This is a genomic window from Muriicola sp. (assembly GCF_041567615.1).
Classification (GTDB): domain Bacteria; phylum Bacteroidota; class Bacteroidia; order Flavobacteriales; family Flavobacteriaceae; genus Muriicola.
Window position 1 is genome coordinate 1 of the sequence record NZ_JBFGBM010000034.1, and the last position, 17,834, is coordinate 17,834.

Annotated in this window: 19 protein-coding genes and 1 other RNA gene; 11 read left to right on the forward strand and 9 right to left on the reverse strand. The window is 49.3% G+C overall.

The window, feature by feature from the left end; all coding sequences use genetic code 11:
* The 6 genes from thrC to ABYP73_RS03885 form a co-directional block, all read left to right on the forward strand.
* Positions 1 to 985, forward strand: a 985-nt coding sequence (gene thrC / locus ABYP73_RS03860; RefSeq protein WP_372973493.1) for a threonine synthase, incomplete at its 5' end; no start/stop codon positions are given.
* A 98-nt stretch (positions 986 to 1,083) separates the two neighbouring features.
* Entirely contained in the window at positions 1,084 to 2,172 is a 1,089-nt protein-coding gene (gene gcvT / locus ABYP73_RS03865) for a glycine cleavage system aminomethyltransferase GcvT (RefSeq protein WP_372973494.1), read from the forward strand.
* Between the two features lie 27 nt (positions 2,173 to 2,199).
* A complete protein-coding gene (locus tag ABYP73_RS03870) occupies positions 2,200 to 3,027 on the forward strand; it encodes a sugar nucleotide-binding protein (RefSeq protein WP_372973495.1) in 828 nt (275 codons plus the stop codon).
* Between the two features lie 106 nt (positions 3,028 to 3,133).
* A complete protein-coding gene (locus ABYP73_RS03875) occupies positions 3,134 to 3,421 on the forward strand; it encodes a 4a-hydroxytetrahydrobiopterin dehydratase (RefSeq protein ID WP_372944876.1) in 288 nt (95 codons plus the stop codon).
* A gap of 77 nt (positions 3,422 to 3,498) precedes the next feature.
* The gene (locus ABYP73_RS03880) at positions 3,499 to 4,209 is read left to right on the forward strand and encodes a YebC/PmpR family DNA-binding transcriptional regulator (protein ID WP_372944875.1); all 711 of its coding nucleotides are present in this window, start codon (positions 3,499 to 3,501) and stop codon (positions 4,207 to 4,209) included.
* Between the two features lie 181 nt (positions 4,210 to 4,390).
* Positions 4,391 to 4,906 (forward strand): hypothetical protein, encoded by a 516-nt coding sequence (locus tag ABYP73_RS03885; RefSeq protein WP_372973496.1) that lies wholly within the window; start codon positions 4,391 to 4,393, stop codon positions 4,904 to 4,906.
* Positions 4,907 to 4,993: 87 nt separating this feature from the next.
* Here the strand turns inward: ABYP73_RS03885 and ABYP73_RS03890 are convergent, their stop codons facing one another.
* The 6 genes from ABYP73_RS03890 to ABYP73_RS03915 all read right to left on the reverse strand — a co-directional run bounded on the left by ABYP73_RS03890 (position 4,994) and on the right by ABYP73_RS03915 (position 10,238).
* A complete protein-coding gene (locus ABYP73_RS03890; protein ID WP_372973497.1) occupies positions 4,994 to 5,533 on the reverse strand; it encodes a 1-acyl-sn-glycerol-3-phosphate acyltransferase in 540 nt (179 codons plus the stop codon).
* A gap of 93 nt (positions 5,534 to 5,626) precedes the next feature.
* Complete coding sequence (locus tag ABYP73_RS03895; protein ID WP_372973498.1) at positions 5,627 to 6,682, reverse strand: iron-containing alcohol dehydrogenase family protein; 1,056 nt, start codon at positions 6,680 to 6,682, stop codon at positions 5,627 to 5,629.
* A 79-nt stretch (positions 6,683 to 6,761) separates the two neighbouring features.
* Positions 6,762 to 7,460 carry an HAD family hydrolase gene (locus tag ABYP73_RS03900; protein WP_372973499.1) on the reverse strand — a complete coding sequence of 233 codons (699 nt, stop codon included), beginning with the start codon at positions 7,458 to 7,460 and terminating at the stop codon, positions 6,762 to 6,764.
* Entirely contained in the window at positions 7,451 to 8,179 is a 729-nt protein-coding gene (kdsB, locus tag ABYP73_RS03905; protein ID WP_372945022.1) for a 3-deoxy-manno-octulosonate cytidylyltransferase, read from the reverse strand. The genes ABYP73_RS03900 and kdsB overlap by 10 nt, the downstream gene beginning before the upstream one ends.
* Before the next feature lie 18 nt (positions 8,180 to 8,197).
* Positions 8,198 to 8,770 (reverse strand): DUF4126 domain-containing protein, encoded by a 573-nt coding sequence (locus ABYP73_RS03910; RefSeq protein WP_372945023.1) that lies wholly within the window; start codon positions 8,768 to 8,770, stop codon positions 8,198 to 8,200.
* Between the two features lie 34 nt (positions 8,771 to 8,804).
* Positions 8,805 to 10,238 carry an ATP-dependent RecD-like DNA helicase gene (locus tag ABYP73_RS03915; RefSeq protein WP_372973500.1) on the reverse strand — a complete coding sequence of 478 codons (1,434 nt, stop codon included), beginning with the start codon at positions 10,236 to 10,238 and terminating at the stop codon, positions 8,805 to 8,807.
* 103 nt (positions 10,239 to 10,341) lie between these two features.
* Between ABYP73_RS03915 and ABYP73_RS03920 the strand changes: the two genes are divergently transcribed.
* The 3 genes from ABYP73_RS03920 to ABYP73_RS03930 are packed head-to-tail and all read left to right on the forward strand — an operon-like array spanning position 10,342 to position 12,352.
* On the forward strand, positions 10,342 to 10,992 hold the full coding sequence (locus tag ABYP73_RS03920; RefSeq protein ID WP_372973501.1) for a hypothetical protein: 651 nt from the start codon (positions 10,342 to 10,344) through the stop codon (positions 10,990 to 10,992).
* On the forward strand, positions 10,970 to 11,809 hold the full coding sequence (locus ABYP73_RS03925; RefSeq protein ID WP_372973502.1) for a DUF3822 family protein: 840 nt from the start codon (positions 10,970 to 10,972) through the stop codon (positions 11,807 to 11,809). Before ABYP73_RS03920 ends, ABYP73_RS03925 begins: the two co-directional genes overlap by 23 nt.
* Complete coding sequence (locus ABYP73_RS03930) at positions 11,810 to 12,352, forward strand: RsmD family RNA methyltransferase (protein ID WP_372945027.1); 543 nt, start codon at positions 11,810 to 11,812, stop codon at positions 12,350 to 12,352.
* Here ABYP73_RS03930 and rnpB read toward each other — a convergent pair.
* An RNA gene (gene rnpB, locus ABYP73_RS03935) (RNase P RNA component class A) lies at positions 12,349 to 12,660 on the reverse strand. The genes ABYP73_RS03930 and rnpB overlap by 4 nt on opposite strands.
* A 123-nt stretch (positions 12,661 to 12,783) precedes the next feature.
* Here rnpB and ABYP73_RS03940 point away from each other — a divergent pair.
* Together ABYP73_RS03940 and ABYP73_RS03945 are read left to right on the forward strand one after the other, a co-directional pair.
* Positions 12,784 to 14,568, forward strand: coding sequence for a DNA polymerase III subunit gamma/tau (locus ABYP73_RS03940; RefSeq protein WP_372973503.1), 1,785 nt, complete (start codon positions 12,784 to 12,786; stop codon positions 14,566 to 14,568).
* Positions 14,569 to 14,658: 90 nt separating this feature from the next.
* On the forward strand, positions 14,659 to 15,240 hold the full coding sequence (locus ABYP73_RS03945; protein WP_372945029.1) for a tRNA-(ms[2]io[6]A)-hydroxylase: 582 nt from the start codon (positions 14,659 to 14,661) through the stop codon (positions 15,238 to 15,240).
* A 2-nt stretch (positions 15,241 to 15,242) separates the two neighbouring features.
* Here the strand turns inward: ABYP73_RS03945 and ABYP73_RS03950 are convergent, their stop codons facing one another.
* Together ABYP73_RS03950 and ppk1 are read right to left on the reverse strand one after the other, a co-directional pair.
* The gene (locus tag ABYP73_RS03950; protein ID WP_372945030.1) at positions 15,243 to 16,532 is read right to left on the reverse strand and encodes an MFS transporter; all 1,290 of its coding nucleotides are present in this window, start codon (positions 16,530 to 16,532) and stop codon (positions 15,243 to 15,245) included.
* On the reverse strand, positions 16,532 to 17,834 hold a 1,303-nt coding region (ppk1, locus tag ABYP73_RS03955), incomplete at its 5' end, for a polyphosphate kinase 1 (RefSeq protein ID WP_372973504.1). The genes ABYP73_RS03950 and ppk1, both read right to left, overlap by 1 nt.

Consider the following 17,834-nt stretch of genomic DNA (forward strand, 5'->3'; position numbering starts at 1 on the left):
CATGGCCTTCAAGGATGTGGGTGCCCGGTTCATGGCACTCAGCCTGGGATATTTTTCCAGAAACTCCGACCGGGAAGTGACCGTACTCGTAGCCACTTCAGGGGATACCGGCGGTGCCGTAGCCAAAGGCTTCTTGGGTGTACCCGGGGTGAATGTCGTGATCCTCTATCCCGATCAAAAAGTTAGCGACATACAGGAGCGGCAGCTCACCACTTTGGGCCGGAATATAAAGGCCCTGAGGGTAAAAGGCACTTTCGACGACTGCCAGCGCATGGTAAAAAAAGCCTTTGTCGATGAAGCTCTCTCGGAATCCCTACAGCTTACCTCGGCCAATTCCATCAACGTAGCGCGATGGCTGCCACAAATGCTGTATTATTTACTCGCATACAGGCAAAAGCCGGACTCAGATAGAAATCTGGTCTTTTCCGTACCCAGTGGAAATTTCGGTAATATCTGCGCAGGTATGATGGCCCAGCAAATGGGATTACCGGTCGGCCATTTTATTGCCTCCACCAACGTAAACGATACGGTCCCCAGGTTCATGCAGACATCTCAGTACGAACCCCACCCGTCTACGGCGACCATCTCCAATGCCATGGATGTAGGGGATCCCAGTAATTTTGTCAGGATCCTGGAACTCTATGGTGGCGACTTTTCGCACCTGCAACAAAATCTCAGTTCCTATGCCTTTACCGACCCCGAGACCAGGGCGGCAATGACGCGTCTATACCAGCAGTACGAATACGTCGCAGACCCCCACGGAGCAGTGGGTTACCTGGGACTGAAAAAGTACATGGAAACGCACCCTGAGACCGATGGGATTTTTTTGGAAACCGCGCATCCGGTAAAATTTCTGGATGTGGTGCGGTCTACCCTGAACATAGAAATTCCCCTTCCCAGGCAGATTAGGGAGGTTATGAACAGGGAAAAGGTTTCCATCCCTATTCAGGCCTATGAGGAGCTCCGGGATTTTCTGATGTCTTAAACCTTCTCCCTTCTCAAAAAAATGGTTAAAACTTTCTTCCCGGAAAGTGGTCAAGACTAATTTTCAATACCTTTGCGCCACATTAAAAAAGGCGCATCATGAAGACCATTACGCTGAATGACATCCATGTTTCCCTGGGGGCAAAAATGGTCCCTTTTGCCGGATATTCCATGCCTGTATCTTACGAAGGGGTTACTGTAGAACACGAGACCGTCCGAAAGGGAGTGGGTGTCTTTGACGTCTCCCATATGGGGGAATTCCTGGTTGAAGGCCCCAAGGCTCTTGAGCTTGTCCAGAAGGTCACTTCCAATGACGCTTCCAAACTGGAAGTAGGGATGGCTCAATACAGTTGTATGCCGAATGAGACAGGAGGGATCGTGGACGACCTCATCGTGTACCGGGTCAAGGAGGAGACGTACCTCCTGGTGGTCAATGCCTCAAATATCCAGAAAGACTGGGATCACATTTCTAAGTACAACGGGGAGATAGGTGCCGTGATGAGGAATATCTCTGACGACTATTCCCTGCTGGCCATACAGGGGCCCAAGGCAGTGGAGGCTATGCAGTCGCTGACCTCCGTAGACCTGTCGGCCATCAAATTCTACACCTTTGTGGTCGATGACTTTGCAGGTATCCCCCATGTGATCATCTCCGCAACCGGTTATACCGGATCTGGTGGTTTTGAGATTTATTGCAAGAACGAGGAGGTGAAACAGGTTTGGGAAAAGGTCATGGAAGCGGGAAAAGAATACGGGATAAAACCTATCGGATTGGCCGCCAGGGATACGCTCCGCCTTGAAATGGGGTACTGCCTCTATGGCAACGATATCGATGAAACCACCTCACCCCTGGAAGCCGGACTCGGATGGATCACCAAATTCACCAAAGAGGATTTTGTCAATAAGGAAGGGCTCGAACAACAGAAAAAAGAAGGCATCAAAAGGAAGCTGGTGGCCTTTGAATTAAAGGATCGCGGGATCCCGAGACAGGGATACCCCATCCTCGATTCGGCGGGAAATGAGATCGGGCAGGTGACCTCCGGAACCATGTCCCCTTCTCTGGGAAAAGGAATAGGCCTTGGGTATGCGCCCATCGACCACGCCCCTGTGGGTTCAGAGATCAGGATACAGATCCGGAAAAATGCCATGGAGGCCACAATCGTTAAATTACCTTTTTACAAGGGCTGAGAGGGTAGCGGGAAGCAGGAAGGAACGGTGCAAGAAGACTCGAAGAAAATACTGATCTTAGGTGCAAGCGGATTCATAGGGAATGCGCTTTACAGGGAGCTCTGCAATTACTACGATACCTATGGCACCTATTTCTCATCCAGGAACGGGTACGCCGCCAACAAGCAATTCTTCCAGTACGATATGCAGGAGGACGATGTATACCAGCTTCTGGAGAGGGTACGTCCCAATATTGTGATCTCAGCACTCCGAGGGGATTTCCCGGCCCAGGTGCAGGCTCATGAACACCTGGTGGAATACGTGGCCAAACACTCCTGCCGGATGTACTTCCTCTCTTCGGCCAACGTTTTTGACGCCTACAGCAAATTCCCATCCTACGAATACGACAAGACCCTCTCTGAAAGCATTTACGGGAGACTGAAGATCAAGATAGAGAATATGTTGCTGAGGCTCCCCAGGAAGAAAGCTGGCATCCTGAGATTGCCGATGGTCTTTGGCAATACCTCACCCCGCATCAGGGAGATCAAACAGGCCATTTGGAACAATGAGCCCATAGAGGTCTTTCCCAACCTCATCATCAACGTGACGGATGACAACAAGCTCAGCCAGCAGGTTCATTATCTCGTCAACCGGAATAAAACCGGGATCTTTCACCTGGGTAGTACGGACCTAGTGCACCACGAGGATTTCCTGAGGGATATCATAGATCGGGTCGGTAGTTTTAACCCCATCTTCAAAAGGGTCTTCACCACAAACGAAGAACGCTACCTGGCGGTGCTGCCCAAGGACAATCTCCTCCCGAAGAACTTGCGCTTTACCTGCCAGGAGATCATTGACCATCACGTTATGGGATAATGAGCATCCTGTGAACCTTTCCCTGTATAGGTTTTTACTCGTATCTTAGAGGTGATCCCTCTTTGGGCAAGAGAGGCGATTCGTCGAATTAAATAAAATCAAAACCATGGAAAAGCTACAGCCCGCTGACATCGAAAAAAGACTGCAGTCACTCGATGGATGGGAATTCAACGACAACGCAATCGAAACCTCTCTGGAATTTAAAAACTTCAAGGAGGCCTTCACGGTCATGACCCGCATCGCCTTTGAATGCGAGGCCCAGAATCATCACCCAGACTGGAGCAATGTGTATAATTCCCTCCACATCCGCCTGAACACCCATGATGCAGGTGGGGTTACAGAGAAGGATTTCACCCTGGCAAAAGCCATTGAGAATATCATCGAGAGCGAGTGATTCCGGTGATCTCACCTCCTTGAGATACCTATAAAAATCATTACATTTGCCCCGGTTTTTTACAGAGTTTTTATCCTATGGGAAGAGCATTTGAATTCCGAAAAGCGCGCAAGTTAAAACGTTGGTCAGCCATGTCAAAGGCCTTTACCCGAATCGGGAAAGACATCGTCATGGCGGTGAAAGAAGGAGGACCCGACCCCGATTCGAATTCCCGACTGCGTGCCGTGATCCAGAATGCGAAGTCCGTCAACATGCCCAAGGACAATATCGAAAGGGCCATCAAAAGGGCCACGGACAAATCCCAGGGCGATTACAAGGAAGTGCTTTTTGAAGGCTACGCTCCCCACGGGATCGCCATCCTTATCGAAACAGCCACGGATAACAACACGCGGACTGTGGCGAATATTCGAAGCTATTTCAACAAGTGTAACGGCAGCCTGGGAGTCTCCGGATCCGTGGAATTCATGTTCGACCATACCTGTCATTTCAGGATAGATCCGGGAGATCTGGATCCCGAGGAACTGGAACTCGATATGATCGACTTTGGGGCGGAAGAGGTCTTCGAGGATGAGGACGGTATCATGATCTACGCCCCTTTTGAGAGTTTCGGGTCCATACAGAAAGAACTGGAGGCAAGGGGGATAGAGATCCTCTCCTCGGGCTTTGAGCGCATTCCCCAGGTCACCAAGGAACTCACTCCTGAAGAAGCGGAAGACGTAGAAAAACTTCTCGAAAAGATCGAAGAGGATGACGATGTACAGAACGTCTATCACACGATGAAGGAATAGCAAAAGACGCCCCATTCCTAGCCTTCCCTTTCTGAGAACCCGACCTGATCAAGGCTTCTCACCCATCCTGGAGTAAATATTTTTGTGCTTTTCTGCCCTGGTATGATATATATCATTGCAGGTGGATTATCCCGGATGTACCTTTAAAGAACGGAATTATTCACTCTTTAAATCAGACGCCATGAAAACACTTGGTAAAATCTTATTATTAGCCCCCATATTGTTCTCATTTCTGATACTTTCCTGCTCCTCGGATGAGAATGGTGATGTCAAATCAGATTGCGGTCCTAACTACTGTGTCAGCGAATTGCAGGGCACCTGGGATGCATCGGAATACACAATGACCTTCTGCGGAACGGGAAGCATTCCGGATCCAAGTAGTTACGATGTGATCGCGGCAGGTGGTAGTGCCACAATGACCGTTCAATCAAACGGCAGATTCACCCTGAATATCATAATTATGTTTGACGGACAGACCTTCCCTGAAACTGTGTCCGGAACAATCTACTTTGAAGACGGGGAATTTTTCGCCATCCAATTTGACGATGACGACCCGGATGACCCCACTTATTTCGGGGATACCTTTACCGGAACCAGATTTACACTTAACTCAGGCACCCCCGTAGCCGAATGGGATTTTGACGGGGATGAGATCGATGAGGAAGCCTGTATATTTGTAACTTTTGTGCGGGATTAAGTCAAGGATGCGCACTCCGCAGCCCCCCGTCCGGAATAACCCCTGATGCCCCTGTTTTAGGTTGAAAACTTCTGACAGGGGCCTGTATTAAAAACCGTATTCGGGGATCTTACCCATTACCCCCTCGAAGAATTTCATATACCTATTAAAGTCTTCTTCCTTATGATCGGTAGGAAAGACCGGATCTGAAATTTTCACTTCTTTTTTACCGTAATCAAGGGCTACCATTACTATGGGCACCTGGGCCGACTTCGCGATAAAATAAAAACCCGTCTTCCACTTCTCTACCTTTTTCCGGGTACCTTCCGGAGAAAGAGCCAAACGGAAAACCTCCCGTTTCTTAAATATCTCTGCGGTTAATGCTACGGTATCGTGATTCTTGCTACGGTCTATCGGAGTACCGCCGAGCCACCGGAATATCCAGCCAAAAGGCGGTTTGAACAAGGTGTGTTTGCCAATAAAATTGACCTCCTCCCCTACAATGCTCCTAACCAGCAACCCCAGGATAAAATCGACCCAACTTGTATGAGGTGCAACAATGACCACGCATTTAGACACATCCGGGAAGTTTCCGACCAATTTCCACCCCCAAATGCGGTGAAAAATAAATGAACTCAGGTGCCTCATGTTTTACTTTCTAAAAAATATATTCCCTTTTTCACGTATAATCCAAACGTTGCGAAGATAGGTGGAGTTGGTTCAAATCGGGCAGGAACAGGATCAGATTTTGAGGAAGATTTCCTTGAGGGTATTGTGGCTGATCCGTTCCCGCCAGGAAGCCCCCAGAGCATTTTCCCAAAGGGGTTCCATACTGAGGGAAACGGCGATCATCGTATCCATCTCAGTTTCAGATAGCGACTCGCAGAGTCCGGTGGGTAAGGATATACGGTGCTTGTCCCTCATCCTGTGAAACAGCTCCACCCCTTCCGGGTAGTATTCCTCCAGGTGCTGGAAGACCAGACAATTTCCGATCCCGTGTTTGACACCAAGGACATAGGAGAGGCCATAGCTCAAAGCATGGGCAACCCCTACCTGGGAGTAGGCAATACTCATCCCTCCATGCCAGGATGCCATCATGAGCTTGTCCCGGGATTCCTCAGCGGGGAGATCGCCTAAAAAAACCTCCTTGCACAGGTCGAACGCCTTTTCCCCATAGCTCTGGCTAAAGGCATTGAGGTAGGTACCGTTGAGGGACTCCACACAGTGAATAAAACAGTCCATCCCCGTATAGAACCACTGGTCCCTGGGGACGCCTTTGGTAAGATCGGGGTCGAGGATCACCTGGTCAAAAGGCGTGAAATCCGAATTGATACCAAGTTTTCTGTTGGGCCCCAGCAGGACGGCCGTTCGGGATACTTCTGCCCCTGTCCCGCTTATGGTCGGGATCCCCACATGGTAGGCCCCAGGCTTTTCGATCAGGTCCCAGCCCTGGTATTGCTGAGCACTCCCTTTGTTTGTGAGCATCAGGGCGACGGCTTTCGCCAGATCGAGAAGGGTACCGCCTCCGATCCCGACAATACCCGAAGGAAGCTCGGAATATTCTTCCCTGATACGAGTTACGAGAACATCTACCTGCTGGGTTTTGGGTTCCTCATCGGCAGAGATAAAGATGATCTTGTCGTTGAACATCAATGGAACCCGGGTAACCAGATCATCCCCTTCAAAGACCTCATCGATCAGAAAGATGACAGGTGCTTCTGCATTTCGCCTTTTGGGCAACAGTATGTCGCCTAACTGATCGAAACTACCCCTGCCAAACACTACCCGTGGTACCATGGGGAAATTCTTGTAGCCAGACGACTTAGTTTTATTTGAATTGCTCACTGCTATGTTTTTCTTCACGTCCATAAAGGGGCTAGAGATATCTTAGGAGTTCCTTGATCCCATTGAGGGTCAGGTGGTTATTATCATGTGATTCCGGATCGACTTCCTCGTGGGCCCAGGTGGTGTGGAAGGGAACATGTACTGCGGTGCCCCCAAGGGCCAGGATGGGCAGTATATCAGATTTCAGTGAGTTCCCCACCATCAGGAATTCTTCAATTTCTATTTCGAGATGATCCAGCAAATTCTTGTAATTCAATTCTTTTTTATCGCTCAGGACCTCCACATGGTGAAAGTACTTCGAGAGCCCGGAGCGTTCCAGCTTCCTTTCCTGATCCAGCAGGTCGCCTTTGGTCAGTACGATAAGCCTGTACTTTTCTGAAAGCACGCTAAGAACTTCTTCCACGTCATCCAGTAACTCCACCGGGCGGGCGATCATCTTTTTACCCAGATTCAGGATCTTGGATAAGGTTGTCTGGGAAACCTGGTTATTTGAAAGATCGAGAGCAGACTCTATCATGGACAGTGTAAAACTCTTGATCCCGTATCCGTAGAGTTCCAGGTTATTGATCTCTGTCCGGAACAACTCCTGATCGATCTTGTTCTTGGTCTCGTAGTGTTCCAGGAGGGAGGTAAATTCTTCTTCTGCCTCCCTGAAATAGGTCTCGTTCACCCAAAGGGTATCATCGGCATCGAAACCGATCACCCTGATCTTTTTCAAATCTATCTCCATGCCTCCTTTGCTTTTGCCAGGTCCTCCGGGGTATCGATCTCGATACCGGTTACGCGGGTTTCCACCATTTTGATCTTTTTGCCGTATTCCAGAAATCTGATGGCCTCTATCTTCTCCGCAGCCTCCAGAGGAAGCATCGGGAGTTGTGCGAAATCCAGTACGGCCTGTTTCCGGAAGGCATATACTCCCTTGTGCTTGTAATAGGCGGGGGAAATATCAACCGCCCTGGGATAAGGGATCACCGAACGCGAAAAATAAAGGGCGAAATTTCGTTGGTCTACGATCACCTTCACGGTATTGGGATTCTCTATATCTTCCTTTTCCGTGATCCTTGTCATCAGGGAAGCCAGGTCGATCTCCCTCTCTCCATCCTGCCTGAATACCTCTATGAGTCCGGAGAGGCTCTCACGGTCCGTAAAAGGTTCATCGCCCTGTACATTGACCACGATATCTATGTCCATATCCTGAACAGCCTCAGCGATCCTGTCGCTTCCGCAGTCGTGCTCTTTTTGGCTCATGATAGCCTTACCCCCGCAATCGGCGATAGTGTCATAGATCAGGCTGCTGTCCGTAACCACATAGACCTCGTCAAATAGTCGCGTATTCACAGCTGCTTCATAGGTCCTGACGATCACCGGTTTCCCGGCCAGGTCCTGCATGAGCTTGCCAGGAAATCGGGAGGCTGCATATCGCGCAGGTATCATGGCTATAATCTTCATAGTCTGCAAAGGAATGTATTATTTTTTACTCAGCCTTGGCCTCAATTTTCTGTAGATCGCAAAGATAAAGATCAGCAGGAGAATAACGAGAATTGAGGCAATAACAGGTGCCAGGATAGAGACGACTGAGAACAGCAGGGACGTGATCGTTTCTATAAAGGATATGACCGGGTTACCGAGGCCGGCCGTAGTAGTTGTTGAGGTCAGTCTTCCTGTTGCTGAAGCCCCTTTGATCGCCGCAGCCGTCCCTCCCCCGGCTATGATCGCCAGGGACCAGGTAACCACCGGATCCAGATCGGCAACCGTGGCAACCATCACGGCAGTTCCCGCCAGGGTTGCCAGAGGCAGGGCTATACTGTCCAGGAGGTTATCCACATAGGGGATAAAATATGCGAATACTTCCACCAGGGTGGCCACCCCCAAGGTAACCAGTGCCGGGATACTCCCTATCCAGCTCCAGCTGTCATTGAGCTCCCACAGGCCAAAATAGGATGCCAGGCTTAGGGCGAAAAGAGGCAGGAAGACCCGGAACCCCACCGAGGCGGCCAGGCCAACTCCCAAAAAGATACTGATCATGGTCTCTGAGGTCATCTGCGTCCTATCTATCCTCTAAATTAACGTATTCTCAGGTGAGAAAAAAATCGTCCTTAAATCCTATTAAATAAAGCTTTTCCCTGGCTCTGGTCACTGCCGTATACAGCCATCGGAAATACTCCCTGTCGGGTCCCGAAGGTAAATAGGGCTGCTCCACAAAGACCGTATGCCACTGCCCTCCCTGGGATTTATGGCAAGTGATGGCATAGGAAAATTTTACCTGCAGGGCATTGAAGAAGGGATTGTTCTTGACGGCCAGGAACTTCTTGTATTTTGATGTCTCCTGGGCGTAATCCTTGAGCACTTCCTGATACAGCCTGTTGCCGTCCTCATAAGAAAGGGAAGGGGTTTCTGCCGTCAGGGTATCGAGCAGCAAAACAGTCTCAAAAGGCTTCTGTTCCGGGTAATCAGACATCCTCACCTTTACCTCCGCGAAACGGAAACCGTACAACTCCTTAAAGGCAAAGATCTCGAGCACTTCTACGATATCCCCATTGGCGATAAAGCCTGCAGCCGACTTGGGGTTCAGCCAGAAGTAGTTATTCTTGACCACCATGAGGTAGTCCCCCGGAGCCAGATCGTGTTCCAGGAAAAGGATGCGCTTCCTGATATTCTCATTGTAGAGGTTGGCCCGCTTGTTCGAACGCACGATAAGGGCCGTTTCCTCCTTTCCCTGGGATGCATAGGCATCTTCGATGGCGTCCTGTATCGCGTACCCATCCACCAGGCGGATGATATCGGCAAAGGGTTGCAGGTTGAAGCGAAAATTGTCAAAGATGGAAGCGTCCAGATCTTCCCGAAGACGGGTGGCGTTGGCCAGAATACCCGAATCCTGCACCTGTCGCACTACCTCATCGAGTTCAATGGACGTGACCTCCTTGGAGTAACGCGACTTTAGTTGGTGCTCGTCCAGGGCCGGACTCAGGGTGAGCTTTACCGGAGGTAGCTGTGCCGTGTCCCCGATAAGGATGAGTTTACAATGGTGTCCCGAATACACGTACTGAATAAGGTCGTCCAGAAGGGAGCCATTCTCAAAAAGTTTGCTGTCTGCAGGGGTATCGGGGATCATGGATGCTTCATCCACGATAAAGACAGTATTGCGATGCTTGTTGGGAGCGAGGACGAACTGCACTCCCCCACCCTTCTGTTTTCTGGGAAAATAAATCTTCCTGTGGATTGTATATGCCTGGGTTTTGGCATATCCGGACATCACCTTGGCCGCCCTTCCGGTTGGGGCCATTAGTACGGCCTTGAGTTTGGTGTTCCAGAGATTGGTTACCAGATCGCCTACGATGGTGGTCTTTCCCGTACCCGCAAAACCCTTGAGGAGAAATAATGCATCCGGGCTGCGATCCAGTAAAAATTCAGAAAGGAGTTGCAGGGTGATATCCTGCCTGGAGGTGGGATTATGCGGAAATTTTTCCCTGAGTAAAGCGTAAAATGAGGCCGTGGTGGTGGTCGCCATAGGAGCTCAAAGATAAAGAGGATTTTCTAGGTCAAACCCTTTTGCGATTAAAAAAAAATTGTAGTTTTGTTGGAACCGCTAAATCTAACTAACAAAAGTTCTAATGAAAACCATCATACAGATAGTCCTTTGGATCGCATGCATTGTTTTAGGTTACCTGATCTACAAATCCGTCACCGGGCCCATAGAGTTTAAAAAGGTAAAAGAGCAACGCTTTGCCAAGGTTATTTCGGTCATGAAGGACATTCGAAATTCTCAGGAAGCCTACAAGACGGTAAACGGTAAATTTGCCAACGATTTCCAGAGTCTCGTCTCCTTCGTCGACACAGGAAAATACACCATCACTCAGCAGCGGGATTCCTCTTATATGGAATTTGACAGGAATTACGGTATCGACCTTCTCAAAGAGATCACTATCATCGATACGCTAGGGTTTGTTTCCGTTAAAGATTCTCTTTTCAAAGGAGACAACCGCTACAAGACTATGATGAACGTTCCCTTCGGTCAAAACGGGGAAACCTTTGAAATGAAAGCCGATATCATAGAAAAAAGTGGCTACAGGGCACCTGTATTTGAAGTCAAGGTGAAAAAAGATATCATTCTTTACGATCAACCCAAAGACCTTCTGGCCAGGGAAAATTCGCAGGTCAGTGTTGAAGAGGTTAACGGATCCGAGATCAAGGTTGGCTCACTCACTGAGGTAAGCACCAATGGAAACTGGCCCCCTATTTATGACAAAAAAGGAGAGCAATAAAGATTCTCGAGAAGATATAAATCTGGAAGATTATTACCACTTGTCCATTCAGGTTAGCCTGAATGGACTTTCTTTTTGCATTCTGGACTCCATCGGTAAAAAGATCGTGAGGGCAGAATCACAGCGGTTCAGGACACGGCTTAATCCCTTCGAGGCAGAAAAGGAACTCAAGTCTTTTATCAAAGCGAAGGGAGTCACTGATTACGCCTTTTCCGACGTAGTCGTCGTTCACAGGAATGATCTCTTTAGCCTCGTACCCAAGGTACTCTTCGATCCGCAGGAATTGCCTAACTACCTCAAATACAATGCAAAGATCCTGGCCAATGATCTCCTGGAATACGATGAGATGCCCTCATTCGACCTTATGAACGTGTACGTTCCATTCGTCAATATCAACAATACTATCTATGATTTTTTCGGGGATTTTGAATTCAAACACCACGGTACCGTTTTGATTGAATCCCTCCTGGGGAGTACTGCGGGGAGTAACGAACCCGTTTGCTTTGCCTACGTGACTCCGGAAGAATTAGACCTCATCGTCCTCCAGCAAAAAAAACTGGTTTTTTACAATACCTTCACTTACAAGACACCAGAGGATTTCCTCTACTATATCCTGTTCGCGATGGAGCAACTTGAACTCGACACCGCGGAAGCCAAGCTCAGGGTATTCGGATCCATTGAGGAAGGAGATGCCCTTTTTGATCTGTGCCAGGAATATATACAAAACGTATCCCTCTATTTGCCGGATCTGCCCGGTGACCTTTCCGGAGAAGGAATTGAATTACAGCACAGCTACCTCGAAATAAATGCATTGTAAATGAGGATCATCTCCGGGACCCACAGGGGCAGGAAGATCGTACCCCCAAAAAATCTGCCCGTCCGGCCTACCACCGACAGGGCCAAAGAAGCCCTTTTCAATATCCTGGGCAACCGATTCTATTTTGATGAGATCAGGGTTCTGGATTTGTTTGCCGGTACCGGGAATATCAGTTTTGAATTTGGCTCCAGGGGGAGCGGTGATATAACCAGTGTGGATCAGCATCCCGGTTGTGTGAAGTTCATCCAGGAGAAATCGGCCGAGTGGGGCTTCCCGATCCGTGCAGTGAGAATGGATGTGATCAAATATCTGCAGACCGCCACGGGAAAATTCGATCTCATCCTCGCCGATCCTCCATATGATTTTTCCGAAGCCGAATTGAAGGGAATTCACGATCTCGTCTTTGATCGTGATCTCCTGGAGCCGGAAGGAATCCTGATCCTCGAACATTCAAAAAAGACAGACCTTTCCAACCTGAATCACTTGTCAGAAGTGAGGAAATACGGGAATAGCTGGTTTAGTTTTTTTAGGGAAGAAAAATAAAAAGCAGATCATAAGCCGGATTCTGTTCCCTTGACGGGCCCTTATCATTTATCTGGATGTGCAGTTGCCCGCACATTCTATCCGCCTACCCTTCAGCTCGGACGTGCCGCCCTCAGATGCTGATATACATGGCGTTTCACCGCATAGAGTTTACCTGATTTCACTACAGCATTACCTGTACTTGCTTTCTGTTGCACTTGTCCTTTCCCATTCTCATGGGAAGACGGGCGTTACCCGCTATGCTGCACTCCGGTGTCCGGACTTTCCTCCCCCCGTATAAAACGGGGAGCGATAAGGTGATCTGCTCACTGCAAAGATACGGCAATTGTTGATAAAAATTCGTGAAACCCGATGAAAAGGAAGGTCGTTACCAATCCCTATCTTTATATTTGTGGGAACAGGTTTTCCCATAGGGTAATTGATCTCTTTTTATGGAACCATTCATTGTTTCTGCCCGTAAATACAGACCTCAGTCCTTTAAGGATGTGGTGGGGCAGGAAGCCATTACCAATACCCTTACCAATGCGATAGAGAACAATCACCTGGCCCAAGCCCTGCTTTTTTGCGGTCCCAGGGGAGTTGGAAAAACCACCTGCGCGAGGATCCTGGCGAAGCAGATCAACCGCGACGGGACGGAACAGGAAGATGAGGACTTCGCCTTCAATATTTTCGAGCTGGATGCGGCCTCCAACAATTCCGTAGACGACATCAGAAACCTTATTGATCAGGTGCGTATCCCGCCCCAGGTGGGCAAATACAAGGTCTATATCATCGACGAGGTACACATGCTGTCCCAGTCGGCCTTCAACGCCTTCCTGAAAACTTTGGAAGAACCCCCCAGACATGCCATCTTTATCCTGGCGACCACAGAAAAACACAAGATCATCCCTACCATACTTTCGAGGTGCCAGATCTTTGATTTTAAGCGGATCACGGTCAGTGACACTGCAAACTACCTGAAATATATAGCAGAACAACAAGGGATCGAGGCCGAGGAAGACGCCCTCCATATCATTGCCCAGAAAGCAGACGGTGCCCTGAGAGATGCCCTTTCCATCTTCGACAGGGTTGTCAGCTTCTCAGGTAAGGAACTGTCCCGGAAGGCTGTGACTGAGAACCTCAATGTGCTCGATTACGACACCTATTTTGAGGTGACGGATCTGATCCTCGACAACGACATCCCGAATTTACTGCTACTGTTCAACAAGATCCTGGCTCAGGGTTTTGAAGGGCATCATTTTGTCATAGGCCTCGCTTCTCATTTCAGGGATCTCATGGTGTGCAGACACAAGGATACGGTGGCCCTTCTCGAGGTAGGGGACAACGCCAAGCGCCTTTATTTGGAACAGAGTAAAAAAACACCCCAGGAATTCCTACTCAAAGCCCTGGAGATCACCAATGAAACAGACCTGCAGTACAAAAGCAGCAAGAACAGCAGGCTTTTAGTGGAACTCACCCTGATGAAGCTGGCCTCCCTTACCTTCACAGGTGAAAAAAAAAATCCTGATTCCCACGACCGGCTCATCTCTTTAGCCAGGCTCATCCCGGCTTCTTTCTTTCACAAAGCAAAGGCCCAAAATGGAGATGAATCATCACCTGAACGCGTCGGAAAAGAGCAGTTCAGGGAGGAAAAAATATCTCAGCCGAACCTAAGTAAACCCATAGCAGAGGAAGAAACCCTGGAAGACCGTCTCACCGGACAAAGCTCAGCTGCGGTGACGGAGGTGGCCCCAAAAATCAGCATTAAAAAACCGGCTAAAAGGGTCTCCGGACTATCCCTCTCGAGCATACAGGCCAAGAAAAAACACGAGCTGAACAGGATAGAGGTGACCTATGACGAGGACGATCTGCCCAGGGAGCCCGTGACCCTGGAAGACTTAAGAAAACACTGGGAACAGTACATAGAGAAGATAGACGGGGAAGGCAAAAAGATCCTGGCGAGCAACCTCAACGCAGACCTGCCGGTGTTAAAGGACCTCACCATTCATATTGAGCTGCCGAACGACACCATGAAAAAAGAGGTGGAAAGAGAGCAATTTTCCCTCATGAATTATCTGAAATCAGCCCTGAACAACCACTACCTCGAATTGTCCATCAGCGTCAATGAAGAGACAGTCAGGAAGTACGCCTTTACTCCGGAGGAGAAATACGAAAAACTCAGGGAAAAGAATCCCGCCATCGACCTGCTGAGAAAGACCTTCGATCTGGACCTTTAAACAAACCTTTACGTCGCGTTCCCGGTCACAGGAAGGAACACACCCGCAGATTTTTTTTTATTTTTGAACAGCCTGTAAAATCATCCCATTATGCTCGGACTTAAATTGCCTACGGACCCCAGGTGGGTTAACATCGTGGAAATGAATATAGACGAGATCCTAACCGATCACGCCTACTGTGAACAGAAGGCCGCCAGTACGGCCATCTCCCTCATTGTGAACTTCCCGGAATACCCCGACCTGGTCAATGAGATGATCGCGCTCTCAAGGGAGGAGATGGGGCATTTCAAAATGGTGCACGAAAGGATCCTTGCACGCGGCAAAACACTGGGCAGGTACCGAAAGGATGAATACGTGATCGCATTGCAGAAATTCTTCCCCAAAGGCGGATCCAGGACGGAGCAGCTGGTCCACCGATTGCTCTACGCAGCCCTGATAGAAGCCAGGAGCTGTGAGCGATTCAGATTGTTGTCAGAACAATTGAAAGACAGGGACCTGGCCGAATTCTATCGCTCCCTGATGGTCAGCGAGGCAGGCCACTACACCCTCTTCCTGAAGTTTGCCAGAAAATACGGCCAGCGGGAGGCAGTGGATGCCAAATGGAAAGCCCTGCTTGAGTACGAGGCGACCATTGTGAGCGACCTGGGGAAAAAAGAGACCATACACGGTTAGCCCTAGACCTCCCTCAAACGGGAGATCCAGAACAAACTGATCAGCAACATCAAGACGAAAAAGAGCAGGAGCACTTCCTTACTGAACCATTCCGCTATGAAGCCTATCCCGGCTGTCAGGAGGGTAAAAAAGCCTATAAAAGTATTGGAGAGAGCGATGTACAGCGGTCTTTCCTTTTCCGGTGCAAAGTCTGTCAGATATGTTTTTCTGCTCAACCTCGCACCCCCATGGGCCATCATGTTCAATAGGATAAGCGGGGCAAAGAGATAGAGACTTTGAGACGCCGGCGAGAGGTACATAAAGCCGAGGACAAGTCCGCAGTTTATGATTCCGAATACCGCTATGGCCATCATAAGCTTTCTGGAGGACCGATCTGCAAAACGGCCCCAGAATGGACTGGAGACCGAGGCTGCTAACCCGGAAGCAATCACAAAGATCCCCAGGCCTGAGAGTTCGGCGCCGGTGGTCTCCCTGCCAATGATGACAAAGAAGGGCTGGGCAAGGGGTATAGCCATGAGAAAAGCCCTGGCCATGACGAAGTTTCTCAGATTTCCATCTGTTTTGAGGTGTTGCAATCCCGCTCGGAATTCCTCCAGCGGTGTCCTTCCCCCATCGGTAGCCCCTGGCGCCTCCCTGATCAAGGCGAAAAACAAGCCTGCGAGCACCCATAAGGCAGCAGCACACCCCACCAAAAGAAGGATGATGCTCATAGGTTCCCAGGACCTCAGGAAAAAATACAGGGCAAGACCGAATAGGAGGGTGAGAATACCTCCTCCCGTTGCCCGCCAGGCAAGCAACCGACCCCTTTTACCTTTCGGGATCGTCTTACCCATCACATCCTTGAAGGCGACGGATGAAACCCCACTGGCCATACTGAAAAACAGCAGGAGGACCACCACGGCAATACCGGCCTTATCTCCCTCCAGGTACATAAGGGAAAGTCCCATCAGTATGACCATCACGGCCTGTACAAAAGCCGGGATAGCCCAAAAGTATTTTCTTCTGGGAAATCGTCGTATGCTGCCGGATACCATGAGTTGGGGAAGCAAGCTCCCGAGGTTCTTGAGGGGTACCAGCATCCCGGAAAGGCCCGTGCCGCTGCCCACCAGGGAGAGGATCCAGGGTAATGTCACACCCGGGCTCACCAGTTGCTCAGCCAGTTTGGAACAAAACCCACTGCTGGCATTTTTCAGAAAATTGCCCGGCACTTCCTTACAATACTCTTCCTCTATGGGTTCGCAACTGCGTAACTCCACTTCGAGGTTTAGCAAGGCAGCCAGCTTTTTCGACATCACTCAGCTATGGAAATTCTTGGCTCCTTTTTCTTTTCGATAAGCTTATTTGCGTAATAATCGTAAAGCGCAAATTGAGATCTGAGTTTGGGCTTGTTGTTGCGTACATAACGGTTGTCCTGGTTGCGGTTAAACCTTCGAGCCTTGACATTGTCCTTCCAGGAGATCTCAAAGGTATCTATGAGTTCCTGTCTGATCTCGGGATCGTAAATAGGACATCCCACCTCTACCCTGTTCTCGATATTACGGGTCATCCAGTCGGCAGAAGAGATATAGATCTTAGGGTCACCCGCGTTAGCGAAAATGAAAAGTCTGGGGTGTTCCAGGAATTTGTCCACAATACTGATGGCTTCGATATTTTCACTCATCCCTTTGATGCCGGGGATGAGGCAGCAAATTCCCCTGACGATCAACCTGATCTTTACTCCTGCCCGGCTGGCCTCATATAATTTGTCGACCATGTTGTAGGAGGTCAGGCTGTTCATCTTGATCTTGATGTATGCCTCTTTTCCTTTTTTGACATTCTCGATCTCCTGGTCGATGAGGTTGTGGAACACGCTTCTGGTGTAATGGGGAGAAACGATCAGGTGTTTGTACTTGTTTATCTTGTAACTCGTATCAAAAAACTCGAAAACGAGGTTCAGCTCTTTGAGGATTTTCTCATTGGCTGTAAAGAGGGTATAATCCGTGTATACCCTTCCGGTGGCCTCATTGAAATTCCCTGTGCTGATCAGTCCATAACGCTTTATGCGGTCTTCTTCCTCCCGTTCGATCAGGCAGATTTTGCTGTGCACTTTTAAGCCGGGAACCCCAAAGATGAGCCTTACACCCTCCTCCTGCAGTTGTTCCGCATACATGATATTGGCCGTTTCATCAAATCGGGCCCTGAGTTCGATCTGTACGGTGACCTGTTTCCCGTTCTTGGCGGCATTTATCAGAGACGCGACGACCTGGGAATTATCAGCAAGTCGGTACAATGTGATCTTGATGCTCCTGACCTTGGGGTCCAGGGCGGCTTCCCTCAGGAAGCGTATGATGTAGGAGAATTTGTGGTAGGGCACATACTGCAAATAGTCCTTGTTGCGGATCTGGTCCAGGAAGCTCCCTTCAGGATCGATTCCCCTGATAGCCAGGGGCTTGATCTTCTCGTACATCAAATCCTCCTTCCCGAGGCTGGGAAATGACATATAGTCCCGCCTGTTGTGATACCTTCCGCCGGGGATAACGCTGTCCGTATCTGTGATCTCCATTTTTTCCTGCAGGAACCTAAGAGTGTCCTTCTCTATTTTCTTATCATAGACA

Coding starts and splice junctions, on each gene's coding strand:
- ABYP73_RS03940 (WP_372973503.1), top strand. CDS start 12,784: ATGGAACCATTCATTGTTTCTGCCCGTAAATACAGACCTCAGTCCTTT.
- gcvT (WP_372973494.1), top strand. CDS start 1,084: ATGAAGACCATTACGCTGAATGACATCCATGTTTCCCTGGGGGCAAAA.
- kdsB (WP_372945022.1), bottom strand. CDS start 8,179: ATGAAGATTATAGCCATGATACCTGCGCGATATGCAGCCTCCCGATTT.
- ABYP73_RS03875 (WP_372944876.1), top strand. CDS start 3,134: ATGGAAAAGCTACAGCCCGCTGACATCGAAAAAAGACTGCAGTCACTC.
- ABYP73_RS03910 (WP_372945023.1), bottom strand. CDS start 8,770: ATGACCTCAGAGACCATGATCAGTATCTTTTTGGGAGTTGGCCTGGCC.
- ABYP73_RS03925 (WP_372973502.1), top strand. CDS start 10,970: ATGACAAAAAAGGAGAGCAATAAAGATTCTCGAGAAGATATAAATCTG.
- ABYP73_RS03880 (WP_372944875.1), top strand. CDS start 3,499: ATGGGAAGAGCATTTGAATTCCGAAAAGCGCGCAAGTTAAAACGTTGG.
- ABYP73_RS03930 (WP_372945027.1), top strand. CDS start 11,810: ATGAGGATCATCTCCGGGACCCACAGGGGCAGGAAGATCGTACCCCCA.
- ABYP73_RS03920 (WP_372973501.1), top strand. CDS start 10,342: ATGAAAACCATCATACAGATAGTCCTTTGGATCGCATGCATTGTTTTA.
- ABYP73_RS03945 (WP_372945029.1), top strand. CDS start 14,659: ATGCTCGGACTTAAATTGCCTACGGACCCCAGGTGGGTTAACATCGTG.
- ABYP73_RS03895 (WP_372973498.1), bottom strand. CDS start 6,682: ATGGTACCACGGGTAGTGTTTGGCAGGGGTAGTTTCGATCAGTTAGGC.
- ABYP73_RS03915 (WP_372973500.1), bottom strand. CDS start 10,238: ATGGCGACCACCACCACGGCCTCATTTTACGCTTTACTCAGGGAAAAA.
- ABYP73_RS03950 (WP_372945030.1), bottom strand. CDS start 16,532: ATGTCGAAAAAGCTGGCTGCCTTGCTAAACCTCGAAGTGGAGTTACGC.
- ABYP73_RS03890 (WP_372973497.1), bottom strand. CDS start 5,533: ATGAGGCACCTGAGTTCATTTATTTTTCACCGCATTTGGGGGTGGAAA.
- ABYP73_RS03900 (WP_372973499.1), bottom strand. CDS start 7,460: ATGGAGATAGATTTGAAAAAGATCAGGGTGATCGGTTTCGATGCCGAT.
- ABYP73_RS03885 (WP_372973496.1), top strand. CDS start 4,391: ATGAAAACACTTGGTAAAATCTTATTATTAGCCCCCATATTGTTCTCA.